Source organism: Burkholderia puraquae (genome assembly GCF_002099195.1).
GTDB classification, from domain to species: domain Bacteria; phylum Pseudomonadota; class Gammaproteobacteria; order Burkholderiales; family Burkholderiaceae; genus Burkholderia; species Burkholderia puraquae.
The window spans coordinates 169,285-184,462 of record NZ_NBYX01000003.1 but is presented as its reverse complement, the minus strand read 5'-3'; the positions used below and the strand labels follow the sequence as shown (position 1 = coordinate 184,462).

The window sequence follows — 15,178 nt, the reverse complement described above, 5'->3', positions numbered from 1 at the left end:
CCGAGATGGCCGAAAAGGACCAGAAACCGACCGCGAAGCGCTTGCGCGAGGCCCGCGAGAAAGGCGATGTGCCGAAGAGCGCGGAGACGATTTCGTCGGCGTTCTTCGTCGGCGTGTGCGTCGCGCTCGCGGTGGGCATCGGCGCGCTGTTCGCGCGGCTGCAGGCGCTGTTCCGGCTCGTGTTCGATGCGGTCGGCGCGGCCGACCCGTCCGCGCGGATCGCGGTGCTGATCGACGGCGCCGCGCGCGACTGGGCGACGCTGTCCGCGCAGATCGCCGCGGCCGGGCTGCTGGCGGGCCTGCTCGCGGGCTTCGTGCAGGTCGGCGGCGTGATGGCGTGGAGCCGCCTCGTGCCGCAGCTGTCGCGGCTCAACCCGGCCGAGGGGATGAAGAACCTGTGGTCGCTGCGCAACCTCGTCAATCTCGCGAAGATGCTGCTCAAGACGGTGCTGCTCGTCGCGACGCTCGGCTGGCTGATCGTCGAGTCGCTCGACCCGTCCGTGCAGTCGGGCTTCACGCGGCCGATCTCGATCCTCGCGCTGATCGTGAAGCTGCTGATGCTGTTGTTCGGCTGGGCCGCGCTGATCTACATCGTGATGGCACTGATCGACATCGTGCACCAGCGGCACGAATTCAACCAGAAGATGAAAATGTCGATCGACGAAGTGCGGCGCGAGCACAAGGAAGACGAAGGCGATCCGCACATCGAATCGAAGCGCCGGCAGCTCGCGCGCGAAGCGCAGTTCGCGTCGCTGTCCGACCGGATCGGCTATGCATCGGTGGTCGTCTATTCGCCGCGCGTCGCGGTCGCACTCTATTACGGCGGGATCGGCACGCTGCCGTGGGTGCTCGCGCGCGGCGAGGGCGACGCGGCCGAGCGGATCGTGCGTGCCGCGCGCGATGCGCTGCGCCCGACGCTCGCGAACGTCGGGCTCGCGCAGGCGCTGTACGAGACGACGCCCGAGAACGGCACGATCCAGCCGCAGCATTTCCGCGAGGTTGCGCAGTTGCTGAAATGGGCGACCGGCGCGGGCTGAGGCGCGCGACGGCAGCCGCTTCGGCATGCCGCCCCTTTTTCCATTGCACGTACGGGAGCGGCCATCCATGCCCATCCGATATGGCCCCTTGACGCGGTCATGCGCGTGTGGCGCTTGACGATATTTTTTTCTTGCATGCGTGGAAGTTCACCTGTGAATTATTGCTGATTTATTTCTTCGTAATATGGCTCGACCGTCACGCCGGACGGCGGGCCGCGAGGTTGCGCCGCGCGTGACGGAACTGGTCAACAGGGGCGGACAAATCAAATGTGCGGAATCGACGGCTTTCTGAATAGCGTCGCCTTCGATGAGGAGACAGCGCGCGGCACGCTCGCGCGCATGACGGCAAGCCTCGCGCATCGCGGGCCGGACGGGCAGGGGATCTGGGTCGACCCGGAAGCCGGCATCGCGCTCGGCCACCGGCGGCTCGCGATCGTCGACCTGTCGGTGCACGGCCGACAGCCGATGGCATCCGCGTGCGGCCGCTACGTCATGGTCTTCAACGGCGAAATCTACAACCATCGCGAACTGCGCGCGGAGCTCGAGCGCGCGGGTCGCGCACCGGCGTGGCGTGGCCACTCCGACAGCGAGGTGCTGATCGCGGCGATCGTCGCGTGGGGAGTCGAAGCGACGCTGCGGCGCGCGACCGGCATGTTCGCGTTCGCGCTGTGGAACCGCGCGTCGCGGGTGCTGACGCTCGCGCGTGACCGGATCGGCGAGAAGCCGCTCTATTACGGCCGGATCGGCGACGCGCTGGTATTTGCGTCCGAGCTCAAGGCGCTGCGCGGCTATCCGGGCTTCGACGGCAGCGTCGACCGCGATGCGCTGTGCCTGTACCTGCGCCAGTCGAGCGTGCCCGCGCCGTACACGATCTATCGCGGCATCCACAAGCTGCCGCCGGGCACCTTCATCCAGTTCGAGCATGCGCGCGATACGCCGCGCATACGCGCGTACTGGACGCTCGAACAGGCCATCGAGGATGGCCGCGCGCAACCGTTCGAGGGCAGCGCCGACGAGGCCGTCGGCCAGCTCGACACGATCCTGCGCCAGGCCGTTGCGCGGCAGATGGAAGCGGACGTGCCGCTCGGCGCATTCCTGTCGGGCGGCGTCGATTCGTCGGCGATCGTCGCGCTGATGCAGGCGCAATCGGCGACGCCGGTCGACACGTTTACGATCGGCTTCCATGAAGCCGGCTACGACGAAGCCGGTTACGCGAAGGCAGTCGCGCGCCATCTCGGCACGCGCCATACCGAACTCTACGTGACGGCCGACCATGCGCTCGACGTCGTGCCGAAGCTGCCGTCGATCTATGACGAGCCGTTCTCCGATGCATCGCAGATTCCGACTTTCCTCGTGTCGGAACTGACGCGCCGGCACGTGAAGGTGAGCCTGTCCGGCGACGGCGGCGACGAGCTGTTCGGCGGCTACACCCGCTACTTCCTGACGCCGCGCCTGTGGCGCAAGCTGCATCGTGTGCCGGCGGCGGTGCGCGCGCGGATCGCCGCCGCGCTGCATGCGTTGCGGCCCGATCACGCCGACCAGCTCGCGGCCGTCGCGCAGGGTGCGTGGGGCAGCGTGGAGGCGCGCGAATCGGCGACGCGCATCGGCGACCGCCTGCACAAGCTCGGCCACGTGATGACGGCCGAGAGCCGCATCGGGCTGTACCGGCTGCTGATGTCGTCGGTGCATCATCCGGAACGCATCGCGCTGTCGGGGCACGAGCCGCCGACGCCGCTCGACACGGTGTCCGCTTGGCCCGAGCACCTGAGCTTCGCCGAGCAGGCGATGGCGATCGATACGCTCACCTACCTGCCGACCGACATCCTCGCGAAGGTCGATCGCGCGGCGATGGCCGTGAGCCTCGAAACGCGCATGCCGTTCCTCGACCATCACGTCGTCGAATTCGCGTGGCGCGTGCCGACGGCGCTGCGCTTGCCGGAAGGGCAGTCGAAGGCGCTGCTGCGCCGGCTGCTCGACCGGTACGTGCCGTCCGCGCTGATCGACCGGCCGAAACAGGGCTTCTGCGCGCCCATCGATCACTGGCTGCGCGGCGCGCTGCGCGACTGGGCCGAGGCACTGCTGCGGCCGTCGCGGCTGCGCGAAGAGGGCTTCTTCGACCCGGTGGCGGTCGAGCGCCTGTGGCGGCAGCACCAGGCCGGCCGGATGAACTGGCAGCACCAGCTGTGGACGGTGCTGATGTTCCAGGCGTGGCTGGAGGCGCAGCGCGCGGGGTGACGCGGCGCACGCGGCCGGCCGTCAGCCGACGTTCAGCGGCGTGCCGATCGCGAGACGGCCCGGATCGCCGGCAACCGACGGATTGAGCTGCAGGATCTCGCTCAGCGCGCGCGCGTCCTGCTCGCCGGGCGTCATGGCCTGCTGGTCGGCGCGCGACACGTGCGCGGCGTCGAGCAGCGATTGGCGATGCCGGTCCGCGATTACCCACAGCGAATCGCCGGCGACGACGATGTATGGCTGCGGCGAATTCGACGGCGACGGCGGACTCGACGGCGTTCCCTGCGATGGCTGCGGCGACTGCGGCGGTTGCGACGGTTGCGACGGCGTCGCGGTTGCCGTGGGCGACGGCGTGGCGGATGGCGTTGCACTGGGCGACGCGCTCGGTGACGCACTCGGCAACGCGCCCGGCGCGAGATTCGACTGCGACGGCGACCCGCCGCCGAAGATCCAGTTGAACAGGCCGCCGACCACCGGCGCGACGCCGATGATGAACTTGTAGCCGAACGCGGCGACCGGAATCATCACCACGGCGGTCGGGATTTTCTTGACGAACGGCGTGGCGTTCGGGAAATGCGTATTGAGGCGGCCGGCGAGCAGCAGCGCGGTCGACGTCGCGGTCGCGACCGCGAGATCGTATTCCCCCTGCTTCCATTGCGACACGGTGGAAAGGCCGCCGAGCGCGACCGATGCGAAATCGCCCGCCGAATCGAATGCGCGCACGACGCGGCTGCGCTTGTCCGCGTTCACGCGCCGCGACACGATCACGAACGATGCGCCTGCATACGCCGCGCCGAGCACGCCGCTCGCGACGCCGGTCGCACCTAGCGCCAGGCTGAACCCGTCGTGCGCGCCGGCGATCTTGCCGATGCCGCTCGCGAGCGTGGCGACCGATGCGACGGTCATGCCCGCGCGCCCCGCGATGCCCAGCACGCTGCGCGGATTGCCCGCGTGAAGCTGCTGCAGCGACGTGCCGCCGACGAAGCCCTGCATTTGCGTGAGCACGTCGTCGGCGAGCGCCGTGATGTTCGCCTTGGCGTCGTCGAAGCTCATTGTCCCGCGCTTGTATTGCTCGACGTATTGCATGGCCATCGCTTGTGCGTCGCGCACCGCGGCGTCGAGTTGCAGCGGCCGGTGCGCGCCGTATTCGTGCGTTTCGGAGCCGAATTGCCGGGCGAGCGTCGCCTCGAGATGCGACAGCGCCGCGATTGCCGCCTTCGGGTCGCCCGACTGCAGGCTGCGGATGGCGCCCTGGTGCATCACCTGGAACACGCGCCCGAGACGCGACGCGAGCAGGAACGACGACGACAGGTTGCTCATCACGGTCGGGCTCATCCAGTGGAACGCCGCGTCGAGGCCGATCAGGCTGGACGCGCCGAGGACGATCCCGCTCGTGATCTTCGTTTTCCTCCGGTCGGACGGCTCTTTCGAATACCGGTGCACGCGCAGCGCATTGAGGTGCGCGGCGGCCTCGTCCATCGCCGCGGCGGGCTGGTCGGGCTGCGCGATGGCCTTGCGATTGGCGCCGATCGGATGGGAGCCGTCGTTCTGCAGCGCCTTCCGGCTGGTGACTTCCTTCCAGTGCAGGCGGGCGTCGGAAGCCGGCGTCGGCGCCAGTTCGGGCCGTTCGGCGGCGCTGTCGCGATTGCGCTTGAGCCAGTCGCGGCCGACTTCGCGCGCCTTCTTTTCCAGCTTGCCGATGCCCTTGTCGCCGTTGCGCCGCCACATGCTTTGCCCGTACTCGTTCGTCGCGCGGCGCGCCTGGTTCAGCAGCGTCGACGTGTTGTGCTCGTACAGCTGGTCGCGCAATGCCGCGACCTGGTCGTCCGTCATGTGGTTCTGTTTCGCGATGCGCTCGACTTCCGTGAAGAGGATCCGCTGCTGGTTCGCGAAGTCTTCGGCGCTGTTCGGCTCGTACACGCGTGTCAGCGCATCGCCGCCGTGCAGTCGCTCGAACTTGCCGGATCCGTCCAGCTTGTACTCGACCATCTTTTTCGCCAGCGCCCGCGTCAGGTCCGCATTCGCGATGAAGTCGTCGCCGTGCGTGCCCCATGACAGGCCGACATGGACCCAGGCGAGCTGTTCCCGGCCGAGGATCTCGTCCAGCAACTGCACGTGGCCTTCGCCCGGCACCGGCTCGAGCACGGCGTCCGCGCCGTGGAAGGTCAGCATCACGAGCGGCGCCTTCTCGCCTTCGTTCTGCTTCGCCCACGTTTCGAGCGCTTCGCCGATGCGCCGGATCTCCGCGTATCCGTTGTTCGTGCCGGCCATCGCATGACCGTCCTCGAGCGACACGAGCGGCCGCGCCGGCGCGGCCTCGAGCCGCAGCAGGAAACCGTACTTCGAGGCCGCCGTGAGCCACTTGTGCAGGTGGGCGAGATCGTCGAGCTCGAGTGTGCGCTGCGTGCCGTCGGGATCCGTGCGCGTGATCGTCGCCGTGTCGTCGTCGTAGCGGGCGCCGGTCGGGTCGCCGAATTTCCTGGCGCGCCGGATCAGCCCCGGGTCCTGCTTGCCGCCGACCGCGGCGGCCTGCGAATACGGATCGACCTGGAGCGCGACAGCCGGGAGCGCGCCGCCGTATTGCTCGATGATTTGCCTCATCTGCTCGGGATCGTCGCGCAGCGAGAACGAGCGCGACATCGGGACGAGCCGGTCGCGGATGTCGGCCGGCAGTTCGACGTAGGCGTCGATCAGCTTCCGGTCGGTGGTGCGCGCGGCGCCGTAGTCGGTGGCGATCTGCTGCGAACGGCGCACCAGCCGGTTGCGGCCGCCGCCCGGATTGGCGAGGAAGCCGTGCGGATGGAGGCTCGATGCCTCGCGCCACATGTTCAGGGTCTTGAAGATCTTCTTCCACTGCGCGGCATCGGCCATGATCGCCTGCGGCGTGTCGCTGAACGTCAGGCCGTCGCCATCGTGCTTGCCCTGGTCGCGCTTGCCCCATTCCTTCAGGCGTTCGAGCGTCGCCGCGAAATCGCCGACCTTCGCGTTGCCGTAGCGCGTGACCGATTCGACGATCGTGCTCGACACGAAGGCAGGCTGGTACGGCTCGAGCGCGATCGGCTTCGCGGCCGGCACGGCGGGCGGTCTGGCGGGCTGAGCGGCGGGCTGCTTCGATGGCTTCGATTGCGGTTTGCCGCGCGTGCGCTTGCGGCCGGGTTTGCCGGCCTGCACGCCGTTGCCGCTGTGGTGGCTTTTTCCGCCTTTGCCCGTGGCCGGCGGCGCGGCCGCCGCCGCCGCTGCGGCCGCCGCTTGCCGGGCCGCTTCCTCGGCTTGCAGCGCGGCCTCCTTGAGGGCGGTCGCGCGCGGCACGAACGCATCGGGCGCAAGCGTGGACAGCAGGAAGTGCTGATTCCCGCCAAACGGCCCGCGCCCGATCGTCGCCCGTTCCAGCGGCAGGCCTTCGTTCGTGCCGTCGCGGAACTGGGCGGCATCGTCGTACCAGCGGACCGTCCCGTTCTCCACCGCGACGATGCCGGTGAGCGTGCCGCGCAGCGCGCCGGTGACGCTCCCTTCGTGGTCGTACACGTACACGAAGTGGCCGTCGGGGATCTTGCCCATCTCGAGCGCGCGCAGCAACTGCGGTGCGTGCTGCGCGTTGAAGTCGAGCGCGGTGTCCGCGTTCGCCGGCAGCAGGTTCGGCGTGGCGGCGTCCGTCGCTTCCCGGTTCTTTTGCCGCAACGACGGGCGGACCTGTCCGAGCACGCGCTGGACGGTCGCGTCCGGCTTCGACAGCGGCGTCTTCCGGTCGTCGAGCGCGCGGCGCATTTTGGCCGGCGCGAATCCGCCGTAGCTGTCGACGACGTCGTGCGCGACGTCGGCCACGACGAACCGCACGCCGCGGCGCCCGTCGGGCAACAGGCGCGAGCGGCGCCGGAACGCGTCGGCGAGTTCGCGATCGGCGATCGTCGCGTCGCCGAGCGACGTGGTTTCGACGTAGGTCCATTTCTGCGCGGCATCGAGCGTTGCATAACCGAGCACCTTGCCGGTCTTGCGGTCGATCGCATAGACCGTCGTGTCCGTGCCGGCGTGCTTGCCCGCATGCTTCGCCGCCTGCTTGGGGCGCTGGAAGCGCGGCGCGTCGTCGAGCTGCTTCATGGTGGCGACGACTTCGTCGGCGGCACCCGTCGCGGACGGCTCGACGTCCCATTGGCGCTGCTCGCCGAAGTACGCTTCGATGCGGGCGGCGCCGCCGAATGCGAGCAACTCGTCGAGCGGGACGGGCGACACGTAGTAGTCGTAGTCCTTGCGGCTGGCGTCGCCTTTCGACTTGAGCGGACGGAATGCGTCCTGCGCCACCTTCGGATCGATAGCGTCCGATGCCGGCTTCTTGTCGATGAACTTGCCATTGGCGCCCGTGCGCAGGCTCGCGATGAACGTGGGCTGCGGATGCCGTGCGTCGACCCGGTCGGCCGGCCGGTCGATGTGCGGCGCGATCAGCACATGTGCGTCGTTGCCGAACGCGGCTTTCATGTCGGCGACACTGGGGAGCTGGTCGCCGTCGATGCGAACCAGGTCGCGCTTGCCATGCGACGCGAGCTGGTCGAGCGCGCGCTGGGTGCGCTTGGCGGCCTGCCTCGCGGCACGGGCAGGCACCGGCGCGGGCCGTCGCGAGAGCGGCGCGGGGGCCGGCATCTCGCGCGGTACGCCGCCGGCCTGGATGTGTGCGGCCTGGCTTGCGTAGTAGTCGCGATAGGTCGCGTGGCCGGGCACCGACGGTGCGGCGTCGCCGAACGCGGCCGCGAGCCGGCGCAGGCCGGCTTCGTCGCCGGGCATCACGCGATCGGCTTCGCGCGCGATCGCGTCGGGCAGGTGTGCATCCTTCGCGATGTCGATTCCCGTGTCGTCGATCAGCGCGCGGCGCACCGCGAACGCGTTCGCCTGCGCGCGCGCCTCGGCCATCAGCGCGCTTTCCGTCAACGCGTCGGGCGAGGCGTGGTCGAGCGCGAGTTGCCGCGTGATGGTTTCGACCGCGTGCTGCGCTTCGTGCGCGAGCGCGTACACGAGCGTGCCCGTGCCGCGCAGCCGCCCGTCCAGCACGATGCGCTGCTTCGCGGTATCGACGCGGCTGCCGCGCCCGGGGCGGCCGACCACGACTTGCCAGCCGGCGTCGTGCGCGAGCGCGATCTGTCCGCTCAGCAGCGTCGAGCGATCGACGAGTGCATACGCTTCCTTCGGCAGCGGCGCGCCGCCGAAGCGCATACGGATGCGCGTGATGACGGACGGCTTCTGCACGAACGCGTCGGGTGCGGGCGTTTCGGCGAGTTGGGGATGCGCGAGTTCGATGTTGCCGCGCTCGAGCCCTTGCGTCAGCGCGCGCTCGATGACCGAGAGGCGCTGCAGCGCGGTGAAATGCTCGCCCGCGCCCATGCCGATCGGGCCCGGGTCGCTCAGCAGGAAATCGCCGCGGCGCGTGAACAACCCCTGCAGGTCGAAGCCGATGCCCGTGCCCTCGACGACTTCGCGAATCTGCCGGATGTGCTCGAGCGCGGCGCGCGACACCACGCGCGGCAGCGCGCCCGTCTCGAAGCCGAAGCTGTGGAACACGCCGAGCGGCCGGTACAGCACCGCGACGCGGTTGAGCGCGGAGAACGGGCCGCTCATCGTCAGGGTTTGCAGCCCGTACGAGGCGAGATCGTCGAGCGCGATGCTTTCGTCGATCGCCGCGTCGAGCTGGCGGCCTTCCGACGTATGCGGGCCTTTGTCGTACACCGCGAGCGCGGCGTCGTGACCGAGTGCGAATACGGTTTTCTCGCCGCCGCTGCCGAGCAGTTCGCCGACGTGACGGTCGACGTCGATCCGCCTGGCCGGATGACCTTCGACGTGCACGCCTTCGGCGTCGGCCGTCAGCGGGCCGAGGTCGTGCGCCGCCGCGGGCGCCGGGTCGAAGCGGCGGAACGTGTCGGTGTCGAGCAGCGCCGCGTGCTCGCCGACCGCGCGTCCGGGCGGTGCGTACACCGGGCGCTGCCACAGGTTCGCGAGCTGCGCGGCGGCCGCATCGCCGCCGTGCTTCGCGGACAGCACGATCGAATAGCCGTCCTGGATGATGAATGCGGGTGCCTGGTCGAGCGCGTATTCGTGCACGCCGACCGGGCGGCCGCCGGCGAGCAGCGTGCCGTCCGGCAGCGTGTCGGCGTGCAGCATCAGCACGCCTTCATCCTGCATCACCGTGAAGTGGCGGCTGCGCGCCGCCTGCAGATCGGCGATGGCCGGCACCGGCCCGTCGCCGAACGGCGACGCGTATTCGGCATGCGCCTGGCTCCACGCCACGCGTTCGTCGAAGCTGCGCACGCCGCGCGGCGCGTCGCCGGTCTCGCGCATCTGCGGCGCGGGCATCCGGCGCGGGATGCCGCCGCGGCGCTTCTGGCGGGCCCATACGTCGTTGTAGAACTCGCGGTAGGTCTCGCCGTCGCGGCCCGACACAGGCGCGTCGGCGAACGCGTCGACGAGCCGGCCGACCGTGCCCGCGTAGTCGTGCGACGGCGCACGCCACACGTTGCCTTCGTGCTCGATCGCGTCGGGCAGCCGCACGTGCGCGGCGATGTCGCCGCCGCCGGCCAGCTGGATTTCGTAGCGTGCCTCGAACGCGTTGATCTGCGCGCGTGCCTCGGCTTCGAGCGCCTTGCGCGTGAAGCCGTTGCGGTTGCGATAGTCGAGGTTCAGCACGCCGGCCATCGCCTCGACCGCATGCCGCGCTTCGTGCGCGAGCGTGTACGTGATGCTGCCCGGGTGCTGGAGGGCGCCGTCGATCGTCACGCGGCGCTTGCGCGGATCGATGCGGCTGCCGCCGCCGCGCTTGCCGAGCGTCACGCGCCAGCCGGCGTCCTGCAACATGCGCAGTTGCGTCGCGAGCGTGCCGGACTGCATCGCCAGCGCCTGCGCGGCTTCGGGCAGTGCCGCGCCGCCAAAGCGCATCTGGATTCGCGTGAGCCAGCCGGGGTTCGACGCGGCATGGTCGGGCGGCGGCGTTTCCGTCGTCTCCGGATGCGCGGCGGCGAGCCCGATATCGTCGTTCGCGGCGGATGGCCGCTCGCCGGCCGCGTTCGTGCGGGCGGTCTTGCCGTCGCCCGCAGGGTCGGCCGCTTTCGCGGCGGCCGGGCCGGTGCCCGTGTCGTGTTCCGCGGCGCGTTCGACAGTCGCGGGGCGCTCCGGCTTGACGAGTACGAGCACACGATTCGGCGCGCTGAAAATGCCGTCGAGCGCGCTGACGGGTTCTGCCGCCGCGGCCGGGCGCGGCACTGCCGGCTCGTTTGCGCCGCGCTTGCCGGCGAGCACGATCACCGTGTCGTCGGTGACGGCAGGGCGGGGCGTTGCCGATGGCGATTCTTCGGATCCCAGGGCGTCCGGGAGGCCGGGTTCGGCCGCCGCGGCTTCCGGCGCGGGATCGAAGCGGAGCACGCGTGCGCCCGCGTGCAGTTGGCCGTCGGCGCCGAACGCGTCGGGCGCGGCCGCATAGACGGGCTTCTGCCAGCGGTTCGCGAGTTCGGGCGCAAGCGCCGCGTCGTGCTCGCCCGCCACGACGATCACCGGTTCCTCGAGATCCTGCGGGCGCAGCGCGGCGGGTCGTGCGCCTGTCGCATCCTGCGCCGCACCGTCGCGCACGATGTAGACGGTGCGGTCGCCGGCCTCCATCGGTTCGGCGGCCGGCCCGCGCGGCACCGCGATGCCGGCCGGGTCGCGCGTGGCCGGCCGCGTGGCGGGCGCTTCGTCCGTCAGGTCGACCACCTTCACGTTGACGCGCGGCGGCGTACCGTCGGCCTTCGTGCGCGTGCCGGCGCCGGCCGGCTCGTCGAGTTCGGCGGTGCGTGCGCGCAGGGCCTGTGCATCCGCGCTGCGCCGGTCGCTGCGCGCAGCCGCCGTGCGGTTCACCTCGGTTTCGTCGTGCTGTTGATCGACACGCGCGCGCTCCTGGCTCGTGCGCTGCGTGCTGCGGGCGTTGTTCGCCGTGCTCGCCGTTTCGCCGTCGGCGGCCGTCTGTTCGAGGCTGCGCGGCCCCTGCGCTTCGGCGGCGTTCGCTTGCCGGATCGCATCGCGCGTTTGCGCGATCGCGTGGTCGAGGAGCGCGAGCCTGGTCTTCGCGACGATGTTCGGCGTCGTGCTCATCTCGCCGTCCGGGCCGAACGACAGGCGCTCGCCGGTGCCCGTCACGTCGTCGACGCGCGTGCCGTTGGTCCATGCCTTCGGCGATGCCTTTACGACGGACAACGTACCGTCCTCGCCGAGCACGACCGTCTCGCCGGGCGGCAGCTGCTTGCTCGATACCTTGTCGAGCACGCGGATCGGCTTGTTGTCGTAGCTCAGGATCTTGTCGCCGACCATCAGCATGCCTTCGGGCGACACTTTCACGGCCTCGCCGTCGAGCGTCGCGCGGGTGCGGCCGTACGCGAGCGACGACACGTCGCCCTTGTTCAGGATCTGGCCGAGCATCTTGCTGTCGACCGTGACCGTGTCGCCGTCGGTCGTGCGGATCGGTACCGGCCGGCCCGAGCGGATCCGCTGCGACGTGACCGCGCGCTCCTTGAGTCCGCCGGCGGCCATCAGCGCGACGTTGGTGAGCCCGGCCTTGAGTTCCTCGCCGGCCGCCTTCCTGTTACCGGTGACATAGTCGACGCCGGCTTCGCCGAACGCCTCGACCGCGCCGCCGACGCCGGTCACGAGCGCGGTCGCCTTCGCGCCGGTGGTGAGCAGCGACGCGACTTTCGGCGTGCGCGTGAGTGCCGTCACGGCGCGCGTGAACAGCTTGCTGCCGGCGAGCTTCGCGGCGCCCGCCGCGCCCATCGGCACGAGATTGATGAAGTCGGCGCGCGCGCCCGCGTCGGTGAACGGGTTGATGCTGCGGCCGTGCTCGATGCGCGTCGCGATGTCGAGCCCGGCGCTCGTCATCGTCGCGCCGATCGCCGTGTACATCATTCCCGCGCCGAGGATGTTCAGCGGCACGCCGACGATCGCGCCGATTCCGGTGCCGTCGAGCAGCCCGCCGAGGCCCTCGAGCGCCATCCCGCCGAGCATCATGCCGATATTCGCGCCGGTGCTGGTCAGCGCGCCGAGGAAACTGTCGAAGCCGCTTTCATGATGCGCGGCCTTCGATACGAGCTGCAGCGTGCCGTCCGCGTTGTGGCCGGTCGCGATGTCGACGGTACCGTCCGTCGAGAGCTCGTTGTTGTTGATGTAGTCGTTGATGTCGTTGTACGTGCTGCCCGTCTCGTCGACGTATTGCGTGCCGTCCTTGCCCGTGACCTTGAAGATCGCGCTCGTCGTCATGCCGGCGTCCTTCGCCGCATACACCATCGGCAGCACGCTGACCTGCGTGCTCGCGCCGCCGCCGGCCGACAGCAGCGTATCGCGCACGGTGTTGATCGTCTTCAGCTTGTCCTTGTCGGTGAAGCGCGCGGTGTCGTCGCTCGTGGGCGATACGGGATCCGAACCGTCGCTCGCCGATGCGTCGTTCTGCACGTCCGGCTGCATCCCGAGCGCGACGCCGATCAGGTTGCGCTGCTCGTTGTCCGTCAGCTTGCCGAATGCGATCGTGTTGCCGTTCTGCGTGCTCGCGCTCGCCGCGTCGAGCAGCGAGTTCGACAGCTCGCCGCGATGAGCCTCGTAGAAGTCGTGCAGCGCCTTCCGGTAGTCGTTCCCGGCGTCGGAGTCGGGCGCCGCGTAACGGAGCCGCTCGTCGAGCCCCGCGTCGAACTGGTCCATCAGCACCTGCTGGTGCGAGGTCTCGCTCAGCAACTGCAGGCGCTGTACCGCGTTGTCCGCCTGCGTGACGGCGGCCTTCGCCTTGTCAAGCTGGTCCTGGTACAGGTTCGGGCGCGGCGCCGACGGCGCCGGGATCATGTCGTCGCCCGCGACGGTGCGAAAGCGCACGGGCGGCGGATTCGCAGCCGCCCAGTCGTCGTACTGCTGCTGCACCGACGCGAGCGTGCTCTTCGCCCCCGTCTGCTGGATGCGTGCCTGCGACAGCGCGGCCTGGGTCGCGCGCGCGTTGACCGAATCCGACAGCCGGCTGTCGGCCGCGCGGATCGCACCCGCGACCACCTGCAGGCGCTTCGCGTCGAGCATCGTCGGGCCCGTCGGCGCGGCCGGGGTGGCCGTCGATTGCGGCAGCGCGAAGGTCGTGGCGAGCGACGGCGGCAATCCGCCGTTCGCGGTCGATAGCGACGGCGCCGGCAACGGCGATGCCGTCGGCAATGTCGGCGTGCCGGTGGTCGCGGTGGTCGCGGCGGTCGCGGCGGTCGACAGCGATGGTGCGGGCTGCGTCGGCAGGCCGTTCGCGGTCGACAGCGGCGGCGCAAGGAGCGGCGATTGCGCGGTCGGCTTCGTGAAGATCGAACGCGCGTTGACCTGCGCCTGGATCTGCGACGCCTGATCGTCATACTGCTGCGCGAGCGTTGCGCCGTAGGTGGCGACGAAGCCGTCGTGCGCGATACCCGCCTGCTGCTGCGCCTGCGTCAGTTTCGCGTACGCGTCGCCGACGTCGAGATCGACCTGCGGATCCTTCAGCGTCGAATTCGGGTTGGCCTTGTGCCAGGCGTCGGCTGCCTGCGTCTTCTTCGTGTAGTCGGCCTGCAGCGTGTCGACCTGTTGCCGTGCGGACAGCATCTGCAGGTAGCTGCCGCTCGTGTTCGCGGCCGTCTGTGCACGGGCGAGGGCAGTCTTCGCGTCCGACACCGCGTTCGGGACGATCACCGTCGGCCCTTCCTTGCCGCTGGCTGCATCGTATCGCTGCTGCGCATGCGTGAGCGTCAGGCTGTCGTTCGCCGCGCCAGCCGCGGCGTTCGCGTAGTTCGCATCCTTCGCGGCCGCCGTGACGGCCTGCTGCGCGGCATCCTGCGAAGCGGGCGCATCGGGCATCGTGACCTGCAGCTCCAGCGGCTGGAGCGCGTCGTTCAGCCGCCCGACGCCCGCGTCGAGCGCGCTCTTGTAATCCGGATCGGCGAGATACGACTGGAACTGCGTGTACGCGAGGTTCGAATTCGCGACGTCCGCGTAATACTTCGACGCGCCGACCGCGGCCGTGGCGCTGGCGGTCTGCCAGTCGTCGTAGAGCCGGGTCTGCAGCGGGTTCTTGCAGTCGCCCGGCTGCGGCACCCAGTTCGGATCGTTCGCGTGATCGGGAAACGCGGCCAGCAGCGCCTTGAACTGCTGGTCGGCGGCGTGCTGCGCGTCGCCCGGGTCGGTCACCTTGCCGGAGTCGTCGATCTTCATCCCGGCCGGCATGTCGGCGTTCGCCTGTTCGCCGTACAGGATCATGTAGCCCGCGTCGGTCGTCACGTTCAGGTCGCGCTGCGCGCTGTCGGCGGCGGTGCGCGCCTTCGCATAGGCATCCTGAGCGGTCTTGCGGTCGCCGGGTGTCGATTCGGGATCGCGGTTCGTGAGCCGCAGCACGTTCTGCGCACCCTGCAGCGATTGCGACGCGTTGTCGTATTGCGTTTGTGCGTCCTGGATCGCCTTCTGCACGGCGCGCGTCTTGTCGTTTTCGACCGTGATGTCGGGCGGCGGCACCGTGTATTGCGCGGCCATGCTCTGGACCAGCGACGTCGCGGACGCGATCTCCGCGTTGGTCGGCTTCGACGGATCGGTGGACGGCGTGGCTGTCACGGGAATCGGCGGCGCCACGCTCGGGTTCGCGGGGCCGGCCGACGGACCGTCCTGCTTCGGCGGGGGCGGAGGCGGGGGCGGCGGCGCGACGACCGGGTTCAGCGTTTCCGACAGGAAGCGCTGCCAGTTGACGCCCAGTCCCAATCCGTCGATCAACAGCATGCTTGTCTCCCTAGAGCCGCGCGGCGCCCGGCGCCTGCGCGACGCGACGCGATCCGACGAGTGTAGGGACACGGGTTGCGGCCGGATCGCCGCTGTTTCGTAGCGCTGCGGCGCGGCCGGCGCGCGAGCGCGCCGCACGCTACGAGACGCGC

Annotated in this window: 3 protein-coding genes; 2 read left to right on the top strand and 1 reads right to left on the bottom strand. The window is 70.0% G+C overall.

The features are described from left to right. Nucleotides 1-5: 5 nt before the first annotated feature. On the top strand, nucleotides 6-1,037 hold the full coding sequence (locus B7G54_RS07735) for an EscU/YscU/HrcU family type III secretion system export apparatus switch protein (protein WP_085038554.1): 1,032 nt from the start codon (nucleotides 6-8) through the stop codon (nucleotides 1,035-1,037). 267 nt (nucleotides 1,038-1,304) lie between these two features. After that, on the top strand, nucleotides 1,305-3,272 hold the full coding sequence (asnB, locus tag B7G54_RS07730; RefSeq protein ID WP_085038553.1) for an asparagine synthase (glutamine-hydrolyzing): 1,968 nt from the start codon (nucleotides 1,305-1,307) through the stop codon (nucleotides 3,270-3,272). Nucleotides 3,273-3,293: 21 nt separating this feature from the next. On the opposite strand, the gene B7G54_RS07725 is transcribed toward asnB, so the two are convergent. After that, entirely contained in the window at nucleotides 3,294-15,026 is an 11,733-nt protein-coding gene (locus B7G54_RS07725) for an LWXIA domain-containing protein (protein WP_085038552.1), read from the bottom strand. Nucleotides 15,027-15,178 lie beyond the last annotated feature (152 nt).

Excerpts from the sequence above, each read along its gene's own strand:
- B7G54_RS07735 (WP_085038554.1), top strand. The coding sequence starts at position 6 with ATGGCCGAAAAGGACCAGAAACCGACCGCGAAGCGCTTGCGCGAGGCC.
- asnB (WP_085038553.1), top strand. The coding sequence starts at position 1,305 with ATGTGCGGAATCGACGGCTTTCTGAATAGCGTCGCCTTCGATGAGGAG.
- B7G54_RS07725 (WP_085038552.1), bottom strand. The coding sequence starts at position 15,026 with ATGCTGTTGATCGACGGATTGGGACTGGGCGTCAACTGGCAGCGCTTC.